Source organism: Streptomyces sp. SLBN-118, assembly GCF_006715635.1.
In the GTDB taxonomy this organism is placed as follows: domain Bacteria; phylum Actinomycetota; class Actinomycetes; order Streptomycetales; family Streptomycetaceae; genus Streptomyces.
In genome coordinates this window covers 1,887,859-1,907,686 of record NZ_VFNP01000002.1, presented here as the reverse complement: position 1 = coordinate 1,907,686, position 19,828 = coordinate 1,887,859, and the positions used below count along the sequence as shown (strand labels likewise).

The following is a 19,828-nucleotide window of genomic DNA, read 5'->3' as shown; positions in this document are numbered from 1 at the left end:
CGTCATGATCGTACGGATCATGGGGGAGGGTCAGCTGGAGGTGGCGGAGCGCCACCTCACCGGACTGAACAAGCTCGACGACGAGCTGCTGACCGAGATGGAGAGCGGCGACGGCCCCGGCTTCCGCCGCACTCTGCACGCGCTCCTGGAGAAGGTCCGGGAGCTCGGCGAGCCGCTGCCGGACGACTCCCTGGAGCCGTCCGAGCTGATCCTTCCCGCTCCGGACGCGACGCTCGAGGATGTACGGGAGCTGCTCGGCGACGACGGCCTCATCCCGGGCTGACGATCCCGGCCGACCCCTGGGCCGGCCTTCTCACTCCAACAGACAGCGTGCCCCGCCCCGGTTGAGTTGATCGGGGGCGGGGCATTCTGCTGTCTTCTGCTGTGCTCGCGGGTGCACGCGGCTGGTGCGGCACGCCGTACCGTGGCTCGATGTGACCTCACTCGCCACCGGGTTCGCCCGCACCCAGCAATGGCTCCGCGCGCACCCGCTGGCGCTGGACGGGGCACTGGCCGTGGTCGTCCTGATCTGCATGGTCGCCGGGTCCTTCGCCGATCCGAACGGGCGGCACGGCCCGGACTTCGGCAGCCGCACCCCCGAGCTGCGCAGTGTGGTGCTCATGGTCCTGGTGGCGGGGGCGCTCGTCTTCCGCCGCCGCAACCAGATGGCCGTCCTCGCCTTCACCGGATTCGTCTCCGTCTTCGAGCTGGTCGTGGGTGAGCCGCCGGCGCCGGTCGCGATGAGCGCGGTGATCGCTCTTTATACGGTCGCCTCGCGCACCGACCGGCTCACGACCTGGCGGGTCGGCCTGCTGACCATGACCGTGCTGACCGGCGCGGCGATGCTCTTCGGCTCGCCCCCCTGGTACACGCAGGAGAACCTCGGCATCTTCGCCTGGACCGGGATGGCGGCGGCCGCCGGCGATGCGGTGCGCAGCCGGCGCGACTTCGTCGACGCGATCAGGGAACGGGCCGAGCGCGCGGAGCGCACCCGCGAAGAGGAGGCCCGGCGGCGGGTCGCCGAGGAGCGGCTGCGGATCGCCCGCGATCTGCACGACGTGGTCGCGCACCACATCGCCCTGGTCAATGTGCAGGCCGGTGTCGCGGCGCATGTCATGGACAAACGCCCCGACCAGGCCAAGGAAGCCCTCGCCCATGTGCGGGATGCCAGCCGCTCGGCGCTCAATGAACTGCGTGCCACGGTCGGGCTGCTGCGGCAGTCCGGCGACCCGGAGGCCCCCACCGAACCGGCCCCCGGCCTGGAGGTCCTGGGTGACCTGGTCACCACCTTCCGGCACGCCGGACTGCCGGTCGAGGTGGCCCGCGCCGACGACGGCGTCCGGCTCCCGGCCGCCGTCGACCTCGCGGCGTACCGGATCATCCAGGAGGCGCTGACCAATGTGCAGAAGCACGCGGGCGCGGAGGCCAAGGCCGAGGTCAGCGTGATCCGGGTCGGCCCGACGCTGGAGGTCACGGTCCTCGACAACGGCGCCGAGCCGGACGGGCAGACGGACGGCGGCGGCCACGGGCTGCTCGGGATGCGCGAGCGGGTCACGGCACTGGGCGGGGCGCTGACCGCGGGCCCCCGTTACGGCGGCGGCTTCCGGGTGCAGGCGATACTTCCCCTCAAGACCCGTACGGGGGAGGACAGATGACGATCAGGGTGCTGCTCGCCGACGACCAGACACTGCTGCGCAGCGCGTTCCGGGTCCTGGTGGACTCCGAATCCGACATGGAGGTCGTCGCCGAGGCGGCGGACGGCGCCGAGGCGGTCGCCCTGGCCCGTTCCGCCAAGGCCGATGTGGTCCTGATGGACATCCGGATGCCCGGCACGGACGGGCTCGCCGCGACCCGCATGATCAGCGCGGACCCGGAGCTGGCCCATGTACGGGTCGTCATGCTCACGACCTTCGAGGTCGACGAGTACGTCGTGCAGTCGCTGCGGGCCGGGGCCTCGGGCTTCCTCGGCAAGGGCGCGGAACCCGACGAGCTGCTCAACGCCATCCGGATCGCCGCCGCGGGCGAGGCGCTGCTCTCTCCGGTCGCCACCAAGGGCCTGATCGCCAAGTTCCTCGCGCAGGGCGGCACTTCGGACGACGGTGAGGAGACCCAGGCGTACTCCGAGCGCCTTGCCGCGCTCACCGGCCGCGAGCGCGAGGTCCTCGTCCTGGTTGGCGGCGGCCACTCCAACGACGAGATCGCCGAGCGTCTGGAGGTCAGCCCGCTGACGGTCAAGACCCATGTGAACCGGGCGATGGCGAAACTGGGCGCACGCGACCGCGCCCAGTTGGTGGTTGTGGCGTATGAATCCGGCCTGGTGCGTCCAAGGGTGGAGTGAGCCGACGGTACGCACGGTCCGCTGGGGCGAGCGGGGGCAGGGGGCCGCCGGAAAAGGGGCGCCGCGGCTTGACCGGCCGGGGCGCCCCTCACGCGTACACGGTGCGACCGTTACGGCAGCGCCAGCATCCGCTCCAGAGCGAGCTTCGCGAAGCTCTCTGTCTCCTTGTCGACCTGGATCCGGTTGACCAGGTTGCCCTCGGCCAGCGACTCCAGCGCCCACACCAGGTGCGGCAGGTCGATGCGGTTCATCGTCGAGCAGAAGCAGACCGTCTTGTCGAGGAAGACGACCTCTTTGTCGGGGTGCGCGTTCGCGACCCGGCGGACGAGGTTGAGCTCGGTGCCGATCGCCCACTTGGAGCCGGCCGGGGCCGCCTCGAGCGTCTTGATGATGTACTCCGTCGAGCCGACGTAGTCCGCGGCCGCCACGACCTCGTGCTTGCACTCGGGGTGGACGAGGACGTTCACGCCCGGGATCCGCTCACGTACGTCATTGACCGAGTCCAGCGAGAAGCGGCCGTGCACCGAGCAGTGCCCGCGCCACAGGATCATCTTGGCGTCCCGCAGCTGCTCGACAGTCAGCCCGCCGTTCGGCTTGTGCGGGTTGTACAGGACGCAGTCGTCGAGCGACATGCCCATCTCGCGCACCGCGGTGTTGCGCCCCAGGTGCTGGTCGGGGAGGAAGAGCACCTTCTCGCCCTGCTCGAAGGCCCAGTCCAGCGCACGCTTCGCGTTCGACGACGTGCAGATCGTGCCGCCGTGCTTGCCGGTGAAGGCCTTGATGTCCGCCGAGGAGTTCATGTACGAGACGGGCACGACCTGCTCGGCCACACCGGCCTCGGACAGCACGTCCCAGCACTCGGCGACCTGCTCGGCCGTCGCCATGTCGGCCATCGAGCAGCCGGCGGCCAGGTCGGGCAGCACGACCTTCTGGTCGTCGGAGGTCAGGATGTCCGCGGACTCGGCCATGAAGTGCACACCGCAGAACACGATGTACTCGGCCTCCGGGCGGGCCGCGGCGTCCTTCGCCAGCTTGAAGGAGTCGCCGGTGACGTCGGCGAACTGGATGACCTCGTCGCGCTGGTAGTGGTGGCCGAGGACGAAGACCTTGTCGCCGAGCTTCTCCCTGGCCGCGCGGGCGCGCTCCACCAGGTCCGGGTCGGACGGGGAGGGCAGGTCGCCGGGGCACTCCACGCCGCGCTCGCTCCTGGGGTCGGCCTCACGGCCGAGCAGCAGCAGGGCGAGCGGCGTCGGCTGGACGTCGAGCTCGGGGCGGGCTTGGGCGGTGGTCACGTCACGCACCCTTTCTCTTCTGCAGAGGCACTTCTCGTCTATTTGACGCTATCTATCATAACTGCTTCACGTCACTTTGACGATGTCCATAGCGTCGATGTGACGCACCCCCCTGCTCCCTCGCGTACACCCCCGGTACACCCCGCCGTTCACAGGCCGGTGCTCCTTGCCGAGCCGATGTGCGAGCATGAAGAGGAAAGACTAGGGCTCGCCCGGAATGAATCCGGGTCCCCGCCGGTTGCAACCGTCGGCAAGCAGTCTCCGTACAACCCGGGAGAGAAGCAGATGTCCGTATCGGACGAGACCACCACCGCGAGCGACGGCATCCTCCTGTCCGACGCCGCCGCGGCCAAGGTCAAGGCCCTGCTGGACCAGGAAGGCCGGGACGACCTGGCGCTGCGGGTCGCCGTTCAGCCCGGCGGCTGCTCGGGCCTGCGCTACCAGCTGTTCTTCGACGAGCGCTCGCTCGACGGCGATGTCGTCAAGGACTTCGGCGGCGTCAAGGTCGTCACCGACCGGATGAGTGCCCCGTACCTGGGTGGCGCGTCCATCGACTTCGTGGACACGATCGAGAAGCAGGGCTTCACGATCGACAACCCGAACGCCACCGGCTCCTGCGCCTGCGGCGACTCCTTCAGCTAAGTCCCCCTAGGTCTTCGTACGTCGCACGTACGAAAGGCGGCGGCCCGGACACCGGGACCGCCGCCTTCGTGTGCTCGCGTGCTACTTCGCCGGGACCGGCCTCGCCGGGACGGCCTCACCCGTCGCCGCGTCCACGACCTTCCGGTCGCCCAGCGGCTTGTCCAGCGTCACCTTCACGGTGATCTCCTTGGCGATGGCGATGCAGACCCGGTCCGGGTCGGGATTCGTCTCGACGATCCGGACCGTGACCGCGCTGCCGCTCTCGCCCGCCTTCGCCGCATAGTCGCTGCACACACCGCCCCAGAAGGTCAGAGCCAGAGTGCGCCCGCTCACGGTGTACGACTCGATGCGCCGGTCGGACCGCACAGGGGGAGACTGCTGCGGCTCGGTCGGCCTGATGTCCTGCTTCGGCGGAACGGACTCCTTCAGATACTTCGGGTCCACCGCGAGCTGTGTGACCGTGAACGGCTGGGCGCCGCCCTTCGGCCTCACCTCGAACAGCCACGACGGCACGAGCGCCTGCTGCCCTTCCACAGACTGCGCTGCCAGACCGAAGACCGCCTTGGTGACCGTCAGCTGTTCCGGGCCCTTCACCCTCTTCGGCGCACACGGGGTGTCGGGCTTCTGCTCGCCCTCCAGGGGTACCGGTGTGGCGCAGCCGCCGATCCCGATCGTGCCACCGCTCCGGGAGTCCTTGTTCAGCTGCTTCAGCGCCTCCTGCGCCGAGATCACCGGATACTCGTCGCTCTTCTCCGGCTTCTTCAACTGCCCGCTGCCGCCCACCACCTGGCCGTCCGCGCCGACCTGGATCCCGGTCGTCCAGCCGTATGTCGGCAGCCCGTCGACGAGCGGGTCGGCGTTCACCACACGCACCGCGCCCATCAGCTGACGTGCGTCCAGATCGGCGTCGCTCTGACCGAGCGCCTTCAGCACGGGCGAGGCGGCCTTCTTCGCGGCCTCCTCGCTCACCGGGCTCCCGCCGCTCGGCGAGGTCCCACCGCGCGCGGGGCATTCCTTGCCCTTCAGACAGTTGTCGCCGCCCGGTGTCGCCAGGAACCGGGCGAAGGTCCAGGTGCCCGGCGCCTGCCTGTTGACCTGGAGCAGCGGTCCCGCGCCGTCCTTGTCCGCCCCGATCTTCCAGGCCGGGCCGACCAGCCGGGGCGTGCCCGGCAGTCCGAGCGCCTTCGCCAGCAAGGTCACCTCGGCCGCGGTCACAGTGCCCTTCGTACGGTGGACAGCGGCCTCGTCGGGTCCGGCAGGAAGCTTGCCCCCCGCCTTGTAGACCACGCCGCCGCCCGAGGGGTCGGGTTCGCCGGGCGCGATGCCGCCCCGGTCCCCGCCCTTCGTACGGCCGTCGACAGCGAGCGGAGGCGGATCGCCGTCGTGGCCCGGCGCACCGCTCTTGGTGTCGGCGCTGTCGTGGCCGCCTCCGAAGCCCGCGGTCGCGAAGTACGTACCCCCGCCCGCGACCAGCACCGCCGCCGCCACCGAGGCGACGGCGAACGGGGAACGCCGGCGGCGGGGACCCTCGTGCGTGTCTTCCGTGCTGCTCACCGCATCGCTCCTTGTCTCCGTGACCCCGTCGCACGGGGTCACGGATGGGACGGAGCGGGGAAGCGCACGGTTCCCTCGTGCGCCCTCGGCTGTGCGCCGTTGGGGTCAGTCGCCGTATTCGGACATGGCGTCGAGCAGCCTCGCCGAAGAGGCCGGGACCACCACACCATGGATGCGCGACGGAGGCACCGGCGCGGGAACGGCGGCCGCGGGCACGACCCAGTGGGGAGCCATGCGCGCGCAGTCTCCGCGCAGCTGGGCCAGACTGATCTCGGACTCTCGCGGCTCGCGCCGGGCGATGGGCTTCGTCATATCCGCACCGTATGCAGCGCGGGTCCATCAAAAAAGGCCTACTATCGGGTAGTTTCCGCACTTCAGCGCACGTCCCCAAACCCGGTAGCGTTAACTGTCAACGCCACCCCGCCACAGGAGCGTCTTCGCCGTGCGAATCGCAGTCACCGGCTCCATCGCCACCGACCACCTCATGACTTTCCCCGGCCGCTTCGCCGACCAGCTGGTCGCGGAACAGCTGCACACGGTTTCCCTCTCCTTCCTGGTCGACAACCTCGATGTCCGCAGGGGCGGTGTCGGCGCGAACATCTGCTTCGGCATGGGCCAGCTCGGCAGCGGGCCGATCCTTGTCGGCGCCGCCGGATCCGACTTCGACGAGTACCGCGCCTGGCTCGACCGCCATGGTGTGGACACCGCGTCCGTCCGGATCTCCGAGGTCCTGCACACCGCGCGTTTCGTGTGCACCACGGACGCCGACCACAACCAGATCGGCTCCTTCTACACCGGCGCGATGAGCGAAGCCCGGCAGATCGAGTTGAAGTCCGTCGCGGACCGGGTCGGCGGCCTCGACCTCGTCCTGATCGGCGCGGACGACCCGGAGGCGATGCTCCGTCACACCGAGGAGTGCCGGACCCGCTCCATCCCGTTCGCCGCTGACTTCTCCCAGCAGATCGCGCGGATGAGCGGCGACGACATCCGCACGCTCCTGGACGGCGCCACCTACCTCTTCTCCAACGAGTACGAGAAGGGACTCATCGAGTCCAAGACCGGCTGGAGCGACACCGAGATCCTGGGCAAGGTCGGCCACCGGGTCACCACCCTCGGCTCGAACGGCGTCCGCATCGAGCAGGAGGGCGAGGAGCCGATCGAGGTCGGCTGCCCCCAGGAGGACGCCAAGGTCGACCCGACCGGTGTCGGTGACGCCTTCCGGGCGGGCTTCCTGTCGGGTCTGTCCTGGGGCGTGAGCCTGGAGCGCGCGGCGCAGGTGGGCTGCATGCTGGCGACGCTGGTGATCGAGACGCTGGGCACGCAGGAGTACACGCTGCGCCGGGCGCACTTCATGGACCGCTTCACCAAAGCGTACGGCCATGACGCGGCCGCCGAGGTCCGAACCCACCTGAAGTAACCCCCGGGGGCTGCGACGGGGCCGGTCGGCCTGAACACTCAGGCCGACCGGCGGACATTCAGACGACCCGCCGCACCGCATACGCCACGCCCCGCTCCGCCCCTTCCTCCCCCACGTACTCCTGCCCGCGCATCTCGCACCACGCCGGAATGTCCAGCCGCGCCGCCTCGTCGTCCGAGAGCACCGTCACCGTGCCACCCACCGGCACGTCCCCGATCACCCTCGCCAGTTCGATCACCGGGATCGGGCACCGCTTGCCCAGCGCGTCCACCACCAGGGACGCCGTCCCCCCGGTCGAGGGAGGCGAGACGGGCGCGCCGAGGCGTTCGCGTACCTCCGCGACCACCCCCGGCAGCAGCTCCAGGAAGCGGTCGACCTCCCCCTCCGGCGTCCCCAGGGGGAGCGAGACGCGGACGTTTCCCTCCGAGAGCACACCCATCGCCTTCAGCACATGGCTCGGCGTGAGCGTGCTGCTCGTACAGGACGAGCCCGATGAGACGGAGAACCCGGCCCGGTCCAGCTCGTGCAGCAGAGTCTCTCCGTCGACATAGAGACACGAGAAGGTGACGAGGTGGGGGAGGCGCCGCACCGGATCGCCCACCACCTCCACGTCGGGGACCAGCTCCGGCACGCGTGAGCGGATCCTGTCCACCAGCGCCCGCAGACGTACCGTCTCGTCCGCAGCCTCCGCGCGCACCGCCCGCAGCGAGGCCGCAGCCGCCACGATCCCCGGGATGTTCTCGAAGCCCGCCGACCGCCCCGACTCCCGCTCGTCGGCGGGACCTTGGGGGGCGAACCGGACACCCTTGCGTACGGCGAGCAGCCCCACCCCCGCCGGGCCGCCCCATTTGTGCGCGCTGCCCGTCAGCAGCGACCAGTCCCCGCCCACCTGTCCCCACGCCAGTGACTGCGCAGCGTCAACCAGCAGCGGTACCCCGGCCGCCCGGCAGGCGTCGGCGGCCTCGGCGACCGGCTGCTCCGTGCCCACCTCGTGGTTGGCGGACTGCAGGCAGGCCAGCGCGGTGTCCTCCTGCAGGGCCGCGCCGAACGCGGCCGCGGACACCGAGCCCGCCCGGTCCACCGGGACCTCGGTCACCGTCCCGCCCTCCGCCCCTTCGTGCGCGCCCGCAGAATGGAGCACCGAGGAGTGCTCGACGGCGGAAACGACCAGGTGACGACCGACACGCCGACGCGCCGCGAGCACGCCCGACATTCCGACGTGAACCGCGCGCGTCCCCGAAGGAGTGAACACGAGCTCGTCCGGGCGGCAGCCCACAGCCTCCGCCGCCGCCTCCCGCGCCGCGTCCAACAGCAGTCTGGCACGCCGCCCCTCGCGATACAGGCGGGCCGGATCGGCCCAGCCCTCGTCGAGGGAAGCCTGCAGGGCCTGCCGGGCGACCGGGTGCAGCGGAGCGGAGGATGCGACATCGAAGTAAGGCACATCGCCACGCTAACTCGCTACACGTCACCGCGTCCGTGCCTGCCTTTGGCCAGGGGGCGTTGGTGGTTGCCCGCCGTGGCAGGTTGAACTCGTCACGTCCGCGATGGGCGTGGGCAGACGGGCGCCCGGAGGCCGGGATTCAGGCCCAATGACAAGGGTCGGCCATCCCTTCGGGGTGTCGGACGGCGCGTTGGGCACCCTCCCCGCGCGACCCCAAATAGCGTCCAGTAGGGTTTGGTCCGCATAAACATCCAAACCCCTGCCCGCGTCAGGGCCGGCGACCGACCAGCGAGACGGCCGCGGCATGCCGCGCGGGCCGAGACTCTCGGGAAGGCGCTACGTGAGTCCCAACGGCTCCGACCGCTCGTCGCGGCGCCCGATGCGGCGGAAGCTGCTCCAGGTGCTGACCGCGGGCGTGGTCCTGGCGACCGCCTCTGGTTGCACATACAAGGACTTCCCCCGCCTGGGAATGCCCACCCCGGTAACGGAGGAGGCGCCCCGGATCCTCTCCCTCTGGCAGGGCTCGTGGGCGGCAGCGCTCGTCACGGGCATCCTGGTGTGGGGGCTGATCATCTGGAGTGTCATCTTCCACCGGCGCAGCCGCACCAAGGTGGAGGTACCTCCGCAGACCCGGTACAACATGCCCATCGAGGCCCTGTACACGGTCGTTCCGCTCATCATCGTTTCGGTGCTCTTCTACTTCACCGCTCGTGACGAGACGAAGCTCCTGGCTCTGTCCAAGCCGGTCCACACGGTCAACGTGGTCGGCTACCAGTGGAGCTGGGGCTTCAACTACATCGAGAACGTAGAAGGCTCCACGGGTGACGCCAAGGCCGACAAGAACCTGGGCGCCATTCCGGACAAGTACCGCGAGGACTTTCCGGCGAACGCGGGCGGCGTCTACGACGCCGGCATCCCGGGCACCCGGAACCCGCAGACCGGCAACCCGGGCCCGACCCTGTGGCTGCCCAAGGGCGAGAAGGTCCGGTTCATCCTCAGCTCCCGCGATGTCATCCACTCCTTCTGGGTGCTCCCCTTCCTGTTCAAGCAGGACGTCATCCCGGGGCACACCAATGTCTTCGAGGTGACCCCCACCCGTGAGGGCACCTTCAGGGGCAAGTGCGCCGAGCTCTGCGGTGTTGACCACTCCCGGATGCTCTTCAACGTCAAGGTCGTCTCCCCGGAGCGCTACCAGCAGCACCTCAAGGAGCTGGTGGAGCAGGGTCAGACCGGCTACATCCCGTCGGGCATCGCGCAGACGGACCCGGCCAGGAATGCGGAGAAGAACCAACTGTGAGCATCCTCAACGAACCTCAGGGTGCCGCCGCAGCAGCTGACGACTCGTACGAGAACGAGCTGCCGGTACGGCGCAAGCAGCCGGGCAATGTGGTTGTGAAGTGGATGACGACCACTGACCACAAGACCATCGGCACGATGTACCTGGTCACGTCGTTCGCGTTCTTCTGCATCGGCGGCCTGATGGCGCTCTTCATGCGCGCCGAGCTGGCCCGTCCCGGCACGCAGATCATGTCGAACGAGCAGTTCAACCAGGCGTTCACGATGCACGGCACGATCATGCTGCTGATGTTCGCGACGCCGCTGTTCGCCGGATTCGCGAACTGGATCATGCCGCTGCAGATCGGCGCGCCCGACGTGGCGTTCCCGCGGCTGAACATGTTCGCGTACTGGCTGTACCTCTTCGGCTCGATCATCGCCGTGGCCGGGTTCCTCACCCCGCAGGGTGCCGCCGACTTCGGATGGTTCGCCTACTCCCCGCTGTCGGACGCGGTCCGCTCGCCGGGTGTCGGCGCCGACATGTGGATCATGGGTCTGGCCTTCTCCGGCTTCGGCACGATCCTCGGTTCGGTCAACTTCATCACCACGATCATCTGCATGCGTGCTCCCGGCATGACGATGTTCCGGATGCCGATCTTCGTGTGGAACGTGCTGCTGACCGGTGTGCTGGTCCTGCTCGCCTTCCCGGTGCTGGCCGCCGCGCTCTTCGCGCTGGAGGCGGACCGCAAGTTCGGTGCGCATGTCTTCGACGCGTCCAACGGCGGCGCGTTGCTGTGGCAACACCTCTTCTGGTTCTTCGGCCATCCAGAGGTGTACATCATCGCCTTGCCCTTCTTCGGCATCGTCTCGGAGATCATCCCGGTCTTCTCACGCAAGCCGATGTTCGGTTACATCGGCCTGATCGGCGCGACCATCGCGATCGCCGGTCTGTCCGTGACGGTGTGGGCTCACCACATGTACGTCACAGGCGGCGTGCTTCTGCCGTTCTTCTCCTTCATGACCTTCCTGATCGCGGTACCGACCGGTGTGAAGTTCTTCAACTGGATCGGCACCATGTGGAAGGGCTCTCTGTCCTTCGAGACACCGATGCTCTGGACGATCGGCTTCCTGGTCACCTTCACCTTCGGTGGACTGACCGGCGTCATCCTGGCCTCGCCCCCGATGGACTTCCACGTCTCCGACTCGTACTTCGTCGTCGCGCACTTCCACTACGTCGTCTTCGGCACCGTGGTCTTCGCGATGTTCGCCGGATTCCACTTCTGGTGGCCGAAGTTCACGGGCAAGATGCTGGACGAGCGGCTCGGCAAGATGACCTTCTGGACGCTGTTCATCGGCTTCCACGGCACGTTCCTGGTGCAGCACTGGCTGGGTGCCGAGGGCATGCCGCGTCGTTACGCCGACTATCTGGCCGCCGACGGCTTCACCACGCTGAACACGATCTCCACGATCAGCTCGTTCCTGCTCGGTATGTCGGTCCTGCCGTTCTTCTACAACGTCTGGAAGACCGCCAAGTACGGCAAGAAGGTCGAGGTCGACGACCCGTGGGGCTTCGGCCGTTCGCTCGAATGGGCGACGTCCTGCCCGCCGCCGCGGCACAACTTCCTCACCCTGCCGCGGATCCGCAGCGAATCCCCGGCTTTCGACCTGCATCACCCGGAGATCGCGGCGCTCGACCAGCTCGAGACGCACGGCGCCGGCTCGGCCATCACCGGCGGTAAGGAGGCAGGCAAGTGAGGATCCAGGGCAAGATGTTCCTCTGGCTGAGCGTCTTCATCCTCGCCATGGCGACCGTCTATGGCGTGTGGTCGAAGGAGCCGGCCGGTACCACCGCGCTCTTCCTGGGCTTCGGCCTGAGCATCATGATCGGCTACTACCTGGCCTTCACGGCCCGGCGAGTGGACGCCATGGCGCAGGACAACAAGGACGCCGACGTGGCGGACGAGGCCGGCGAGGTGGGGTTCTTCTCCCCGCACAGCTGGCAGCCGCTCTCGCTCGCCGTCGGCGGTGCGCTCGCGTTCCTCGCCGTCGCGATGGGCTGGTGGATCCTGTACTTCTCGGCGCCACTGATCCTGGTCGGCCTCTTCGGCTGGGTGTTCGAGTACTACCGCGGTGAGAACCAGAACCAGTAACGCTGCGTCAGCAACACACGGGACGGGCCCGGACCCCCTCACTCCTGAGGGGGATCCGGGCCTCCTCCATTTGCAGTCACTCGGCGCGCCGTTGCCGAGTGATCTTCATAACGTGTGCTTATGAACCACACCCCGCACCTCCGCACCGTCCTCAGCTGCACTCTGCTGGTCGTCTCCCTCGGGGCGGGCGCGACCGCGTGCGACTCGGGCGGCGACCCGCTCGCCGCGAAGCCCTTCGACGCCGCCGGGCAGATCTCCTTCAACACGCCTGACGGCAACACGAAAGTGGACCCGGACAAACCGCTGGAAGTCACCGCCGAGGGTGACGGCGGCCGCATCACCGACGTGACCGTCATAGATGACTCCGGACACTTCCTCGCGGGCGAACTCGACGCCGACGGCACCCGATGGCGTTCCACCGGCTCCCTGTCGGCCGGCGCCAAATACACCGTGAGGGTGTCCACGGAGGACGTGAACGGCGCCCCGGGCGTCCGTACGCTGACCTTCGAGACCGAACCCGCCTCCACGTTCCTGACGGTCAAGTTCGGCCCCAAGGCGGGCACGTACGGGGTCGGCCAGCCCATCACCGCCGAGCTCAGCCTCCCGGTGAAGGACAAGGCGGCCAGGGCCGTCGTGGAGCGCGCCCTGAAGGTCCAGTCCAGCCCCGCCGTGGAGGGCGCCTGGTACTGGGTGGACGACAAGAAGCTGCACTTCCGTCCCAAGGAGTACTGGCCCAGCGGCGCGACCGTGAAGGCGGTCAGCAACCTCCAGGGCGTCAAGGTCTCCTCCAAGCTCTACGGCGGCGCCTCGAAGGAGTTGAAGATCACCATCGGGGACCGCATCGAGGCCATCACCGACGCCGGATCGCACCAGATGACGGTCGAGCGCAACGGAGAAGTGATCAAGACCATCCCGGTGACCACCGGCAAGCCCGGCTTCTCCACCCGCAACGGAATCAAGGTCGTGCTCGCCAAGCAGTACTTCGTACGGATGCGCGGTACCAGCATCGGCATAGCGGAGGGCAGCGCCGACTCCTACGACCTGCCCGTCTACTACGCGACACAGGTCACCTACAGCGGTGAGTACGTCCACGCCGCGCCCTGGTCCGTCGGCTCACAGGGGTACGAGAACGTCAGCCACGGCTGCACCGGGATGTCCACCGGCAACGCCGCGTGGTTCTTCGAGACCGTCAAGGAGGGCGACATCGTCAAGGTCGTGAACAGCGCCGGTGACGACATGGACCCGTTCGGCAACGGCTTCGGCGACTGGAACCTGGACTGGGACAAGTGGATCAAGGGCAGTGCCCTTGTGGCCGACACCACGGACGGCAGCAGCACCGGCGACGCGGCACGGCTGCGTCCTCAGGTCTGAGGGGCGTGGGTGCTCCTCACGCCTCCACGGCGAGCCGGCCACGCAGCAGGGCGGCCAGGGCGTCCGCGAACTCCACCGGGTCGACCGGAAGGGTCACCGCGGCCTCCGCGCGGCTCCAGGTGGCCAGCCAGGCGTCCTGCGGGCGGCCGATCAGCAGCAGCACGGGCGGGCAGTTGAAGATCTCGTCCTTGATCTGCCTGCAGACGCCCATGCCGCCCGCGGGAACCGTCTCGCCGTCCAGGACACAGGCATCGATGCCGCCCTCGTCCAGCCGCTTCAGTACGGCCGGAAGGGTCGCGCACTCCACGAACTCGACCGGGGGAACATCGGCCGCAGGCCTGCGCCCGGCCGCCAGGCGCACTTGCTCGCGCGTGTTGGCGTCGTCGCTGTAGACCAGGACCGTGGCGCTCGACTGCATTGTTCCTCCGAATCGACGGCGGCACTGCATCAGGAACCGATGCGCGGATGCTACTCCGATCAACTGGCTGTCAACAGCTGTTCGGACATGGCTTCGATGGGCCGTTCGGGCTGGACAGAGCCCACTGACACACCGAACGGCACCCCCCGGAGTGAGGGCGGGATAAGCGACCGACATAATGTCGGTCGTGGCGACAGCAACGACAGTAGAAACCGGGCATGCGCACCCGTCGGTCAATCGGCCGAACCTCACCAGCGTCGGAACCATCATCTGGCTGAGTTCCGAGCTGATGTTCTTCGCGGCCCTCTTCGCGATGTACTTCACCCTGCGATCGGTGACGGGCGCCGAGCACTGGAAGGAAATGGCTTCGGCCCTCAACTTCCCGTTCTCGGCGACGAACACCACGATCCTGGTGCTCTCCTCCCTCACCTGCCAGCTCGGCGTATTCGCCGCTGAGCGCGGCGATGTGAAGAAGCTCCGCGCCTGGTTCGTGATCACCTTCGTGATGGGTGCGATCTTCATCGGCGGTCAGGTCTTCGAGTACACCGAGCTGGTCAAGAACGACGGCCTCTCGCTGTCCTCGGACCCGTACGGCTCGGTGTTCTACCTGACCACCGGCTTCCACGGCCTGCACGTGACGGGCGGCCTGATCGCCTTCCTGCTGGTCCTCGGCAGGACCTACGCGGCCAGGAGATTCACTCACGAGCAGGCAACCGCCGCCATCGTCGTGTCCTACTACTGGCACTTCGTCGATGTCGTCTGGATCGGCCTCTTCGCCACGATCTACATGATCAAGTAACGGCGCAGGCACTCGCTGCCTGAAGCAGACACAGTCCAGAAGCATCGACGCAGAAGATCCTGACACCGGGGTAATCCGTGAAAAAGCTCTCCTCACGACGACGCCATCCGCTGGCGGCGGTCGTCGTCCTACTCCTCGCGCTGGCGGCAACTGGGGGGCTCTACGCCGCGTTCGCACCCGCGGACAAGGCGCAGGCCGATGAAACCGCCCAGTCCCTCGCCATCAAGGAGGGCAAGAAGCTCTACACCGTCGGCTGCGCCAGCTGCCACGGAGTCGGCGGTCAGGGCACCACTGACGGTCCGTCCCTGGTCGGCGTGGGCTCCGCCGCGGTCGACTTCCAGGTCGGTACGGGCCGGATGCCGGCCCAGCAGCCCGGCGCACAGGTGCCGAAGAAGAAGGTCATCTACACGCAGAGTCAGATCGATCAGCTCGCGGCGTACATCGCCTCCTTCGGCGCCGGTCCGATCACGCCGACCAAGAAGCAGTACAACCCCGAGGGTGCGGACATCGCCAAGGGTGGCGACCTGTTCCGTACCAACTGCGCCCAGTGCCACAACTTCACTGGTGAGGGCGGTGCGCTGACGAACGGCAAGTACGCCCCGAGCCTTGAGGGCGTGGACCCCAAGCACGTCTACGAGGCCATGCAGACCGGCCCGCAGAACATGCCGTCCTTCCCCGACACCACGATGCCGGAGAAGCAGAAGCAGGACATCATCGCGTACATCCAGACCGTGAACAGCGACGACTCCGAGAGCCCCGGCGGCTTCAAGCTCGGTGGCCTCGGCCCCGTCAGCGAGGGACTGTTCGGCTGGGTCTTCGGACTGGGTGCGCTGATCGCAGTCGCCATCTGGGTCGCGGCCCACACCGCTAAGGCCAAGAAGTCATGAGTAGCCAAGAGATTCCAGAAGAGAACCTGCCCGCAGCGCAGGACGCCGCGCACGGCGCGGTAGAGGTCGCGGAGGATCCGTTCGCGGACCCGGGCCTGCCGGCGCACAAGCCGCGTATCCAGGACATCGACGAGCGGGCCGCCAAGCGGTCCGAGCGCACGGTCGCCCTCCTGTTCACGCTGTCGATGCTGGCGACGATCGCGTTCATCGCGTCGTTCGTGACCTTCCCGGTCAACAAGATCGTCTACATCTTCCCGTTCGGGCACGTGAGCGCGCTGAACTTCTCGCTGGGTCTGACCCTCGGGATCGCGCTCTTCTGCATCGGCGCGGGCGCGGTCCACTGGGCCCGCACGCTGATGTCCGACCAGGAGATCGCCGACGAGCGCCACCCGATCGAGGCCGAGCCCGAGGTCCGGGCCAAGGTCATGGCGGACTTCGCGACAGGTGCCGCGGAGTCCGGCTTCGGCCGGCGCAAGCTGCTCCGCAACACCATGTTCGGCGCGCTGGCCATGGTGCCGCTCTCCGGTCTGGTGCTGCTGCGCGACCTGGGCCCGCTGCCCGAGAAGAAGCTGCGCTCGACGCTGTGGGCCGAGGGCAAGCAGCTCATCAACATGAACACCAATGAGCCGCTGCGTCCCGAGGACGTCGTCACCGGTTCGCTGACCTTCGCCAAGCCCGAGGGCCTGGAGGAGGACGCCGAGGACTTCCAGAAGGAAATCGCCAAGGCGGCGCTCATGATCGTCCGGATTCAGCCGGACGACATCAAGGACAAGCGCGAGCTCGAGTGGTCGCACGAGGGCATCGTGGCGTACTCGAAGATCTGCACGCACGTCGGCTGTCCCATCAGCCTCTACGAGCAGCAGACGCACCACGTGCTCTGCCCGTGCCACCAGTCCACCTTCGACCTCTCCGACGGCGCCCGCGTCATCTTCGGCCCGGCCGGTCACCGGCTTCCGCAGCTGCGGATCGGCGTGAACGCCGAGGGCAACCTCGAGGCGCTCGGCGACTTCGACGAGCCTGTCGGTCCTGCCTTCTGGGAGCGCGGATGAGTACTACAGCACGTAACACTTCGGGCGCTGGCGCGCCGGGCAAAGCGAAGGCGCCCGCCGGCGAGCGGGTGGCCGACTGGGCGGACGGCCGGCTCGGGATCTACGGCCTGGCCAAGGCCAATATGCGCAAGATCTTCCCGGACCACTGGTCCTTCATGCTCGGTGAGATCTGCCTCTACAGCTTCATCGTCATCATCCTCACGGGTGTGTATCTGACGCTGTTCTTCCACCCGTCGATGAACGAGGTGGAGTACCACGGCAGTTACATCCCGATGCAGGGTGTGCGGATGTCGGAGGCGTTCGCCTCGACGCTGGACATCAGCTTCGACGTCCGCGGCGGTCTGCTGATCCGGCAGATCCACCACTGGGCGGCCCTGATCTTCGTGGCGGGCATGCTCGTCCACATGATGCGCGTCTTCTTCACCGGCGCGTTCCGCAAGCCGCGCGAGGTCAACTGGCTGTTCGGCTTCCTGCTGCTGGTGCTCGGCATGTTCACCGGCTTCACCGGCTACTCGCTCCCGGACGACCTGTTGTCCGGTACGGGTGTCCGCTTCATGCAGGGCGCGATCCTGTCGGTGCCGGTCGTCGGTACGTACCTGTCGATGTTCCTCTTCGGCGGGGAGTTCCCCGGCGGCGACTTCGTGGCCAGGTTCTACTCGATCCACATCCTGCTGCTGCCCGGCATCATGATGGGCCTGCTCGTGGGACACCTGATCCTGGTGTTCTTCCACAAGCACACGCAGTTCGCCGGTCCCGGCCGGACCAACAAGAACGTCGTCGGCATGCCGCTGCTGCCGATCTACATGGCCAAGGCCGGAGGCTTCTTCTTCCTGGTCTTCGGTGTCATCGCGGTGGTCGCGGCGATCGCCTCGATCAACCCGATCTGGGCGCTCGGTCCCTATCGTCCGGACCAGGTGTCCACCGGCGCCCAGCCGGACTGGTACATGGGCTTCTCCGAGGGCCTGATCCGGTTCATGCCGGGCTGGGAGATCAACCTCTGGGGTCACACACTCGTCCTGGGTGTGTTCATCCCGCTGGTGATCTTCCCGCTGGTCCTGGTCGCGATCGCGGTATACCCGTTCATCGAGTCCTGGGTCACCGGCGACAAGCGCGAGCACCACATCCTGGACCGCCCGCGCAACGCCCCGACCCGTACCGCCTTCGGTGTGGCCTGGCTGACCTGGTACTTCGTTCTGCTGATCGGTGGCGGAAACGACATCTGGGCCACCCACTTCCACCTCTCGATCAACGCGATCACCTGGTTCGTCCGGATCTTCTTCTTCGCCGGACCGGTCATCGCCTTCGTCGTCACCAAGCGGATCTGCATGGGTCTGCAGCGTCGCGACCGGGACAAGGTGCTGCACGGACGCGAGTCCGGCATCATCAAGCGCCTGCCGCACGGTGAGTTCGTCGAGGTCCACGAGCCGCTCAGCCAGGGCGCCCTGCACACGCTCACGGTGCACGAGCAGTACGAGCCGGTCGAGATCGGCCCGACGGTCGACGAGAACGGCGTCGAGCGCAAGCCCACCCGCAGCCAGAAGCTGAGGGCCAAGCTGAGCAAGAGCTACTACGGCGAGGGGAACCAGATCCCCAAGCCGACGGCCGAGGAGTTCAACGAGATCACGAGCGGCCACGGCCACCACTGATCCCACCCGGCCGCCTGCCGCGGTCGCCACAGCGGGAGCCCCGTCCATTCGCCGGACGGGGCTCTTTGCTGTGCCCGGGGCTGGATAGGGTGGGAGCATCCCTGTTCGGCTGTGGACCCTGGAGTGGACCATGAACGTTGTGACCCCGGTTGGCGGCGACAGCGTGGCGGCCCACTCCTGGCCGGGCGTGCTGGAGGCACTCCTCAGCAACCGCGACCAGAGCGCCGACGCCACCGCATGGGCCATGGACCGCATCCTCAGCGGCGAGGCGACGAACGCCCAGATCGCCGGCTTCGCGGTGGCCCTGCGGGCCAAGGGCGAGACGGTCGAGGAGATCGCCGGTCTCGTACGGACCATGTACGCGCACGCGAACCTGATCGAGGTGCCCGGGCCCAGCGTCGACATCGTCGGCACGGGCGGCGACGGCGCCAAGACCGTGAACATCTCCACCATGTCCGCGATCGTGGTCGCCGGGACGGGCGCGAAGGTCGTCAAGCACGGCAACCGCGCCGCGTCCTCGGCGAGCGGCGCCTCCGACGTACTGGAGAAGCTCGGGGTCAATCTGGAACTGACTCCGCAGCGGGTCGCCCAGGTCGCCGAGGAGGCGGGGATCACCTTCTGCTTCGCGGTGAAGTTCCACCCGGCGCTCAGGCATGTGGCGGCCGCGCGCAAGGAGCTGGGCATCCGTACCACGTTCAACTTCCTGGGCCCGCTCACCAACCCGGCCAGGGTCAAGGCCCAGGCCACCGGTGTCGCGGACGCCCGGATGGCGCCGATCATGGCCGGGGTGCTGGCCGAGCGCGGATCCTCGGCGCTGGTCTTCCGGGGCGACGACGGGCTGGACGAGCTGACGACGACGGCCACGTCGCGCGTGTGGGTGGTGCGGGACGGGACGGTGCGCGAGGAGGCCTTCGACCCGCGGGACATCGGCATCGACCTGGTGCCCGTGGAGGCCCTGCGGGGCGCGGACGCCTCGTTCAACGCGGATGTCGCGCGACGGCTGCTGAGCGGTGAGACCGGGCCCGTACGGGACGCGGTGCTGCTGAACGCGGCCGCGGCGCTCGTCGCTCTCGCGCCTGGGGAGGGGCCGCTCGCCGGGCAGATCTCGGCGGGGATGGCCAAGGCGGCGGAGTCGATCGACTCGGGCGCGGCGAAGGCGGCGCTCAAGCGGTGGGTGGCCGCGAGCAACGCGTAGTACGTCCTGTGGGCCCGGGACTTCGGGGCGCGGGGGACCGGGGCACAGCTCCGGGTCCCGCGTCCCGGGATGCGGACACGGTTTGCGGCGGCGCGAACGGCTGGCATACTTCTCGGCAGGTCATGAGTGACAGCGATTAGGCCCCGGCCCGCTGTCCGGCAACCCTCCGTCCGTGGCGGGGTGCCCCGGGTGAAGACCAGGCCGTGGGCAGCGAGGTCTGCGGCAAGCGCGGACCCCTGCACACCCTGGGGTCCTGGTCCTCAAGGGAGCAGTCTCGTGAGCAAGCGAATGCGATAGGGCTTCTGCGGCCCCCACTTCAGTACGCCTCCGCACGGCGATCGCCGTGCAGTCGAG

The 19,828-nt window shown here is 68.3% G+C and carries 19 protein-coding genes and 1 riboswitch; of the genes, 14 read left to right on the top strand and 5 right to left on the bottom strand.

The window, feature by feature from the left end; genetic code table 11:
• Positions 1 to 4: 4 nt before the first annotated feature.
• The 3 genes from FBY35_RS27365 (at position 5) to FBY35_RS27355 (ending at position 2,338) form a co-directional block, all read left to right on the top strand.
• Entirely contained in the window at positions 5 to 283 is a 279-nt protein-coding gene (locus FBY35_RS27365) for a PspA-associated protein PspAA (RefSeq protein WP_142216636.1), read from the top strand.
• 151 nt (positions 284 to 434) lie between these two features.
• Positions 435 to 1,655, top strand: coding sequence for a sensor histidine kinase (locus FBY35_RS27360; RefSeq protein ID WP_142216635.1), 1,221 nt, complete (start codon positions 435 to 437; stop codon positions 1,653 to 1,655).
• Positions 1,652 to 2,338 (top strand): response regulator transcription factor, encoded by a 687-nt coding sequence (locus FBY35_RS27355; RefSeq protein WP_142216634.1) that lies wholly within the window; start codon positions 1,652 to 1,654, stop codon positions 2,336 to 2,338. Before FBY35_RS27360 ends, FBY35_RS27355 begins: the two co-directional genes overlap by 4 nt.
• A gap of 110 nt (positions 2,339 to 2,448) precedes the next feature.
• Here FBY35_RS27355 and nadA read toward each other — a convergent pair whose 3' ends face one another.
• Positions 2,449 to 3,639 (bottom strand): quinolinate synthase NadA, encoded by a 1,191-nt coding sequence (nadA, locus tag FBY35_RS27350; RefSeq protein ID WP_142216633.1) that lies wholly within the window; start codon positions 3,637 to 3,639, stop codon positions 2,449 to 2,451.
• Positions 3,640 to 3,915: 276 nt separating this feature from the next.
• Between nadA and FBY35_RS27345 the strand changes: the two genes are divergently transcribed.
• Positions 3,916 to 4,272 carry an iron-sulfur cluster assembly accessory protein gene (locus FBY35_RS27345; protein WP_142216632.1) on the top strand — a complete coding sequence of 119 codons (357 nt, stop codon included), beginning with the start codon at positions 3,916 to 3,918 and terminating at the stop codon, positions 4,270 to 4,272.
• Positions 4,273 to 4,353: 81 nt separating this feature from the next.
• Here the strand turns inward: FBY35_RS27345 and FBY35_RS27340 are convergent, their stop codons facing one another.
• The gene (locus tag FBY35_RS27340; protein ID WP_142216631.1) at positions 4,354 to 5,826 is read right to left on the bottom strand and encodes a hypothetical protein; all 1,473 of its coding nucleotides are present in this window, start codon (positions 5,824 to 5,826) and stop codon (positions 4,354 to 4,356) included.
• A 105-nt stretch (positions 5,827 to 5,931) separates the two neighbouring features.
• Positions 5,932 to 6,138 carry a hypothetical protein gene (locus FBY35_RS27335; protein WP_142216630.1) on the bottom strand — a complete coding sequence of 69 codons (207 nt, stop codon included), beginning with the start codon at positions 6,136 to 6,138 and terminating at the stop codon, positions 5,932 to 5,934.
• A gap of 130 nt (positions 6,139 to 6,268) precedes the next feature.
• On the opposite strand from FBY35_RS27335, the gene FBY35_RS27330 reads away from it, so the two are divergent.
• Positions 6,269 to 7,243, top strand: coding sequence for a carbohydrate kinase family protein (locus FBY35_RS27330; RefSeq protein ID WP_142216629.1), 975 nt, complete (start codon positions 6,269 to 6,271; stop codon positions 7,241 to 7,243).
• 58 nt (positions 7,244 to 7,301) lie between these two features.
• Here the strand turns inward: FBY35_RS27330 and FBY35_RS27325 are convergent, their stop codons facing one another.
• The gene (locus tag FBY35_RS27325) at positions 7,302 to 8,684 is read right to left on the bottom strand and encodes a cysteine desulfurase/sulfurtransferase TusA family protein (protein ID WP_142216628.1); all 1,383 of its coding nucleotides are present in this window, start codon (positions 8,682 to 8,684) and stop codon (positions 7,302 to 7,304) included.
• A gap of 340 nt (positions 8,685 to 9,024) precedes the next feature.
• Between FBY35_RS27325 and coxB the strand changes: the two genes are divergently transcribed.
• The 4 genes from coxB (at position 9,025) to FBY35_RS27305 (ending at position 13,480) form a co-directional block, all read left to right on the top strand.
• Positions 9,025 to 9,981 carry a cytochrome c oxidase subunit II gene (gene coxB, locus FBY35_RS27320; RefSeq protein ID WP_142216627.1) on the top strand — a complete coding sequence of 319 codons (957 nt, stop codon included), beginning with the start codon at positions 9,025 to 9,027 and terminating at the stop codon, positions 9,979 to 9,981.
• Positions 9,978 to 11,714 (top strand): cytochrome c oxidase subunit I, encoded by a 1,737-nt coding sequence (gene ctaD, locus FBY35_RS27315; RefSeq protein ID WP_142216626.1) that lies wholly within the window; start codon positions 9,978 to 9,980, stop codon positions 11,712 to 11,714. Before coxB ends, ctaD begins: the two co-directional genes overlap by 4 nt.
• Entirely contained in the window at positions 11,711 to 12,109 is a 399-nt protein-coding gene (locus FBY35_RS27310) for a cytochrome c oxidase subunit 4 (protein WP_142216625.1), read from the top strand. Before ctaD ends, FBY35_RS27310 begins: the two co-directional genes overlap by 4 nt.
• Before the next feature lie 120 nt (positions 12,110 to 12,229).
• Positions 12,230 to 13,480, top strand: a complete 1,251-nt coding sequence (locus FBY35_RS27305) for an Ig-like domain-containing protein (RefSeq protein ID WP_142216624.1) — start codon at positions 12,230 to 12,232, stop codon at positions 13,478 to 13,480.
• Between the two features lie 16 nt (positions 13,481 to 13,496).
• Here the strand turns inward: FBY35_RS27305 and FBY35_RS27300 are convergent, their stop codons facing one another.
• Entirely contained in the window at positions 13,497 to 13,898 is a 402-nt protein-coding gene (locus FBY35_RS27300; RefSeq protein ID WP_142216623.1) for a response regulator transcription factor, read from the bottom strand.
• A 178-nt stretch (positions 13,899 to 14,076) separates the two neighbouring features.
• Here FBY35_RS27300 and FBY35_RS27295 point away from each other — a divergent pair, with 178 nt between their 5' ends.
• From FBY35_RS27295 to trpD, 5 genes are all read left to right on the top strand, one after another.
• The gene (locus FBY35_RS27295; RefSeq protein ID WP_142216622.1) at positions 14,077 to 14,697 is read left to right on the top strand and encodes a heme-copper oxidase subunit III; all 621 of its coding nucleotides are present in this window, start codon (positions 14,077 to 14,079) and stop codon (positions 14,695 to 14,697) included.
• Positions 14,698 to 14,774: 77 nt separating this feature from the next.
• The gene (locus tag FBY35_RS27290) at positions 14,775 to 15,584 is read left to right on the top strand and encodes a c-type cytochrome (RefSeq protein WP_142216621.1); all 810 of its coding nucleotides are present in this window, start codon (positions 14,775 to 14,777) and stop codon (positions 15,582 to 15,584) included.
• A complete protein-coding gene (locus FBY35_RS27285) occupies positions 15,581 to 16,633 on the top strand; it encodes a ubiquinol-cytochrome c reductase iron-sulfur subunit (RefSeq protein ID WP_142216620.1) in 1,053 nt (350 codons plus the stop codon). Before FBY35_RS27290 ends, FBY35_RS27285 begins: the two co-directional genes overlap by 4 nt.
• Positions 16,630 to 18,279: a cytochrome bc complex cytochrome b subunit gene (locus FBY35_RS27280; protein ID WP_142216619.1), complete on the top strand. Its 1,650-nt coding sequence runs from the start codon at positions 16,630 to 16,632 to the stop codon at positions 18,277 to 18,279. Before FBY35_RS27285 ends, FBY35_RS27280 begins: the two co-directional genes overlap by 4 nt.
• Before the next feature lie 130 nt (positions 18,280 to 18,409).
• The gene (gene trpD / locus FBY35_RS27275) at positions 18,410 to 19,474 is read left to right on the top strand and encodes an anthranilate phosphoribosyltransferase (RefSeq protein ID WP_142216618.1); all 1,065 of its coding nucleotides are present in this window, start codon (positions 18,410 to 18,412) and stop codon (positions 19,472 to 19,474) included.
• Positions 19,475 to 19,592: 118 nt separating this feature from the next.
• Positions 19,593 to 19,709, top strand: a riboswitch (SAM riboswitch).
• The last annotated feature ends 119 nt before the right edge of the window (positions 19,710 to 19,828 follow it).

Bases quoted from the DNA above. Each gene is read 5' to 3' on its own strand.
- FBY35_RS27365 (WP_142216636.1), top strand. From the start codon at position 5: ATGATCGTACGGATCATGGGGGAGGGTCAGCTGGAGGTGGCGGAGCGC.
- FBY35_RS27355 (WP_142216634.1), top strand. From the start codon at position 1,652: ATGACGATCAGGGTGCTGCTCGCCGACGACCAGACACTGCTGCGCAGC.
- FBY35_RS27345 (WP_142216632.1), top strand. From the start codon at position 3,916: ATGTCCGTATCGGACGAGACCACCACCGCGAGCGACGGCATCCTCCTG.
- FBY35_RS27335 (WP_142216630.1), bottom strand. From the start codon at position 6,138: ATGACGAAGCCCATCGCCCGGCGCGAGCCGCGAGAGTCCGAGATCAGT.
- FBY35_RS27305 (WP_142216624.1), top strand. From the start codon at position 12,230: ATGAACCACACCCCGCACCTCCGCACCGTCCTCAGCTGCACTCTGCTG.
- FBY35_RS27300 (WP_142216623.1), bottom strand. From the start codon at position 13,898: ATGCAGTCGAGCGCCACGGTCCTGGTCTACAGCGACGACGCCAACACG.
- FBY35_RS27295 (WP_142216622.1), top strand. From the start codon at position 14,077: ATGTCGGTCGTGGCGACAGCAACGACAGTAGAAACCGGGCATGCGCAC.
- FBY35_RS27285 (WP_142216620.1), top strand. From the start codon at position 15,581: ATGAGTAGCCAAGAGATTCCAGAAGAGAACCTGCCCGCAGCGCAGGAC.
- FBY35_RS27280 (WP_142216619.1), top strand. From the start codon at position 16,630: ATGAGTACTACAGCACGTAACACTTCGGGCGCTGGCGCGCCGGGCAAA.
- trpD (WP_142216618.1), top strand. From the start codon at position 18,410: ATGAACGTTGTGACCCCGGTTGGCGGCGACAGCGTGGCGGCCCACTCC.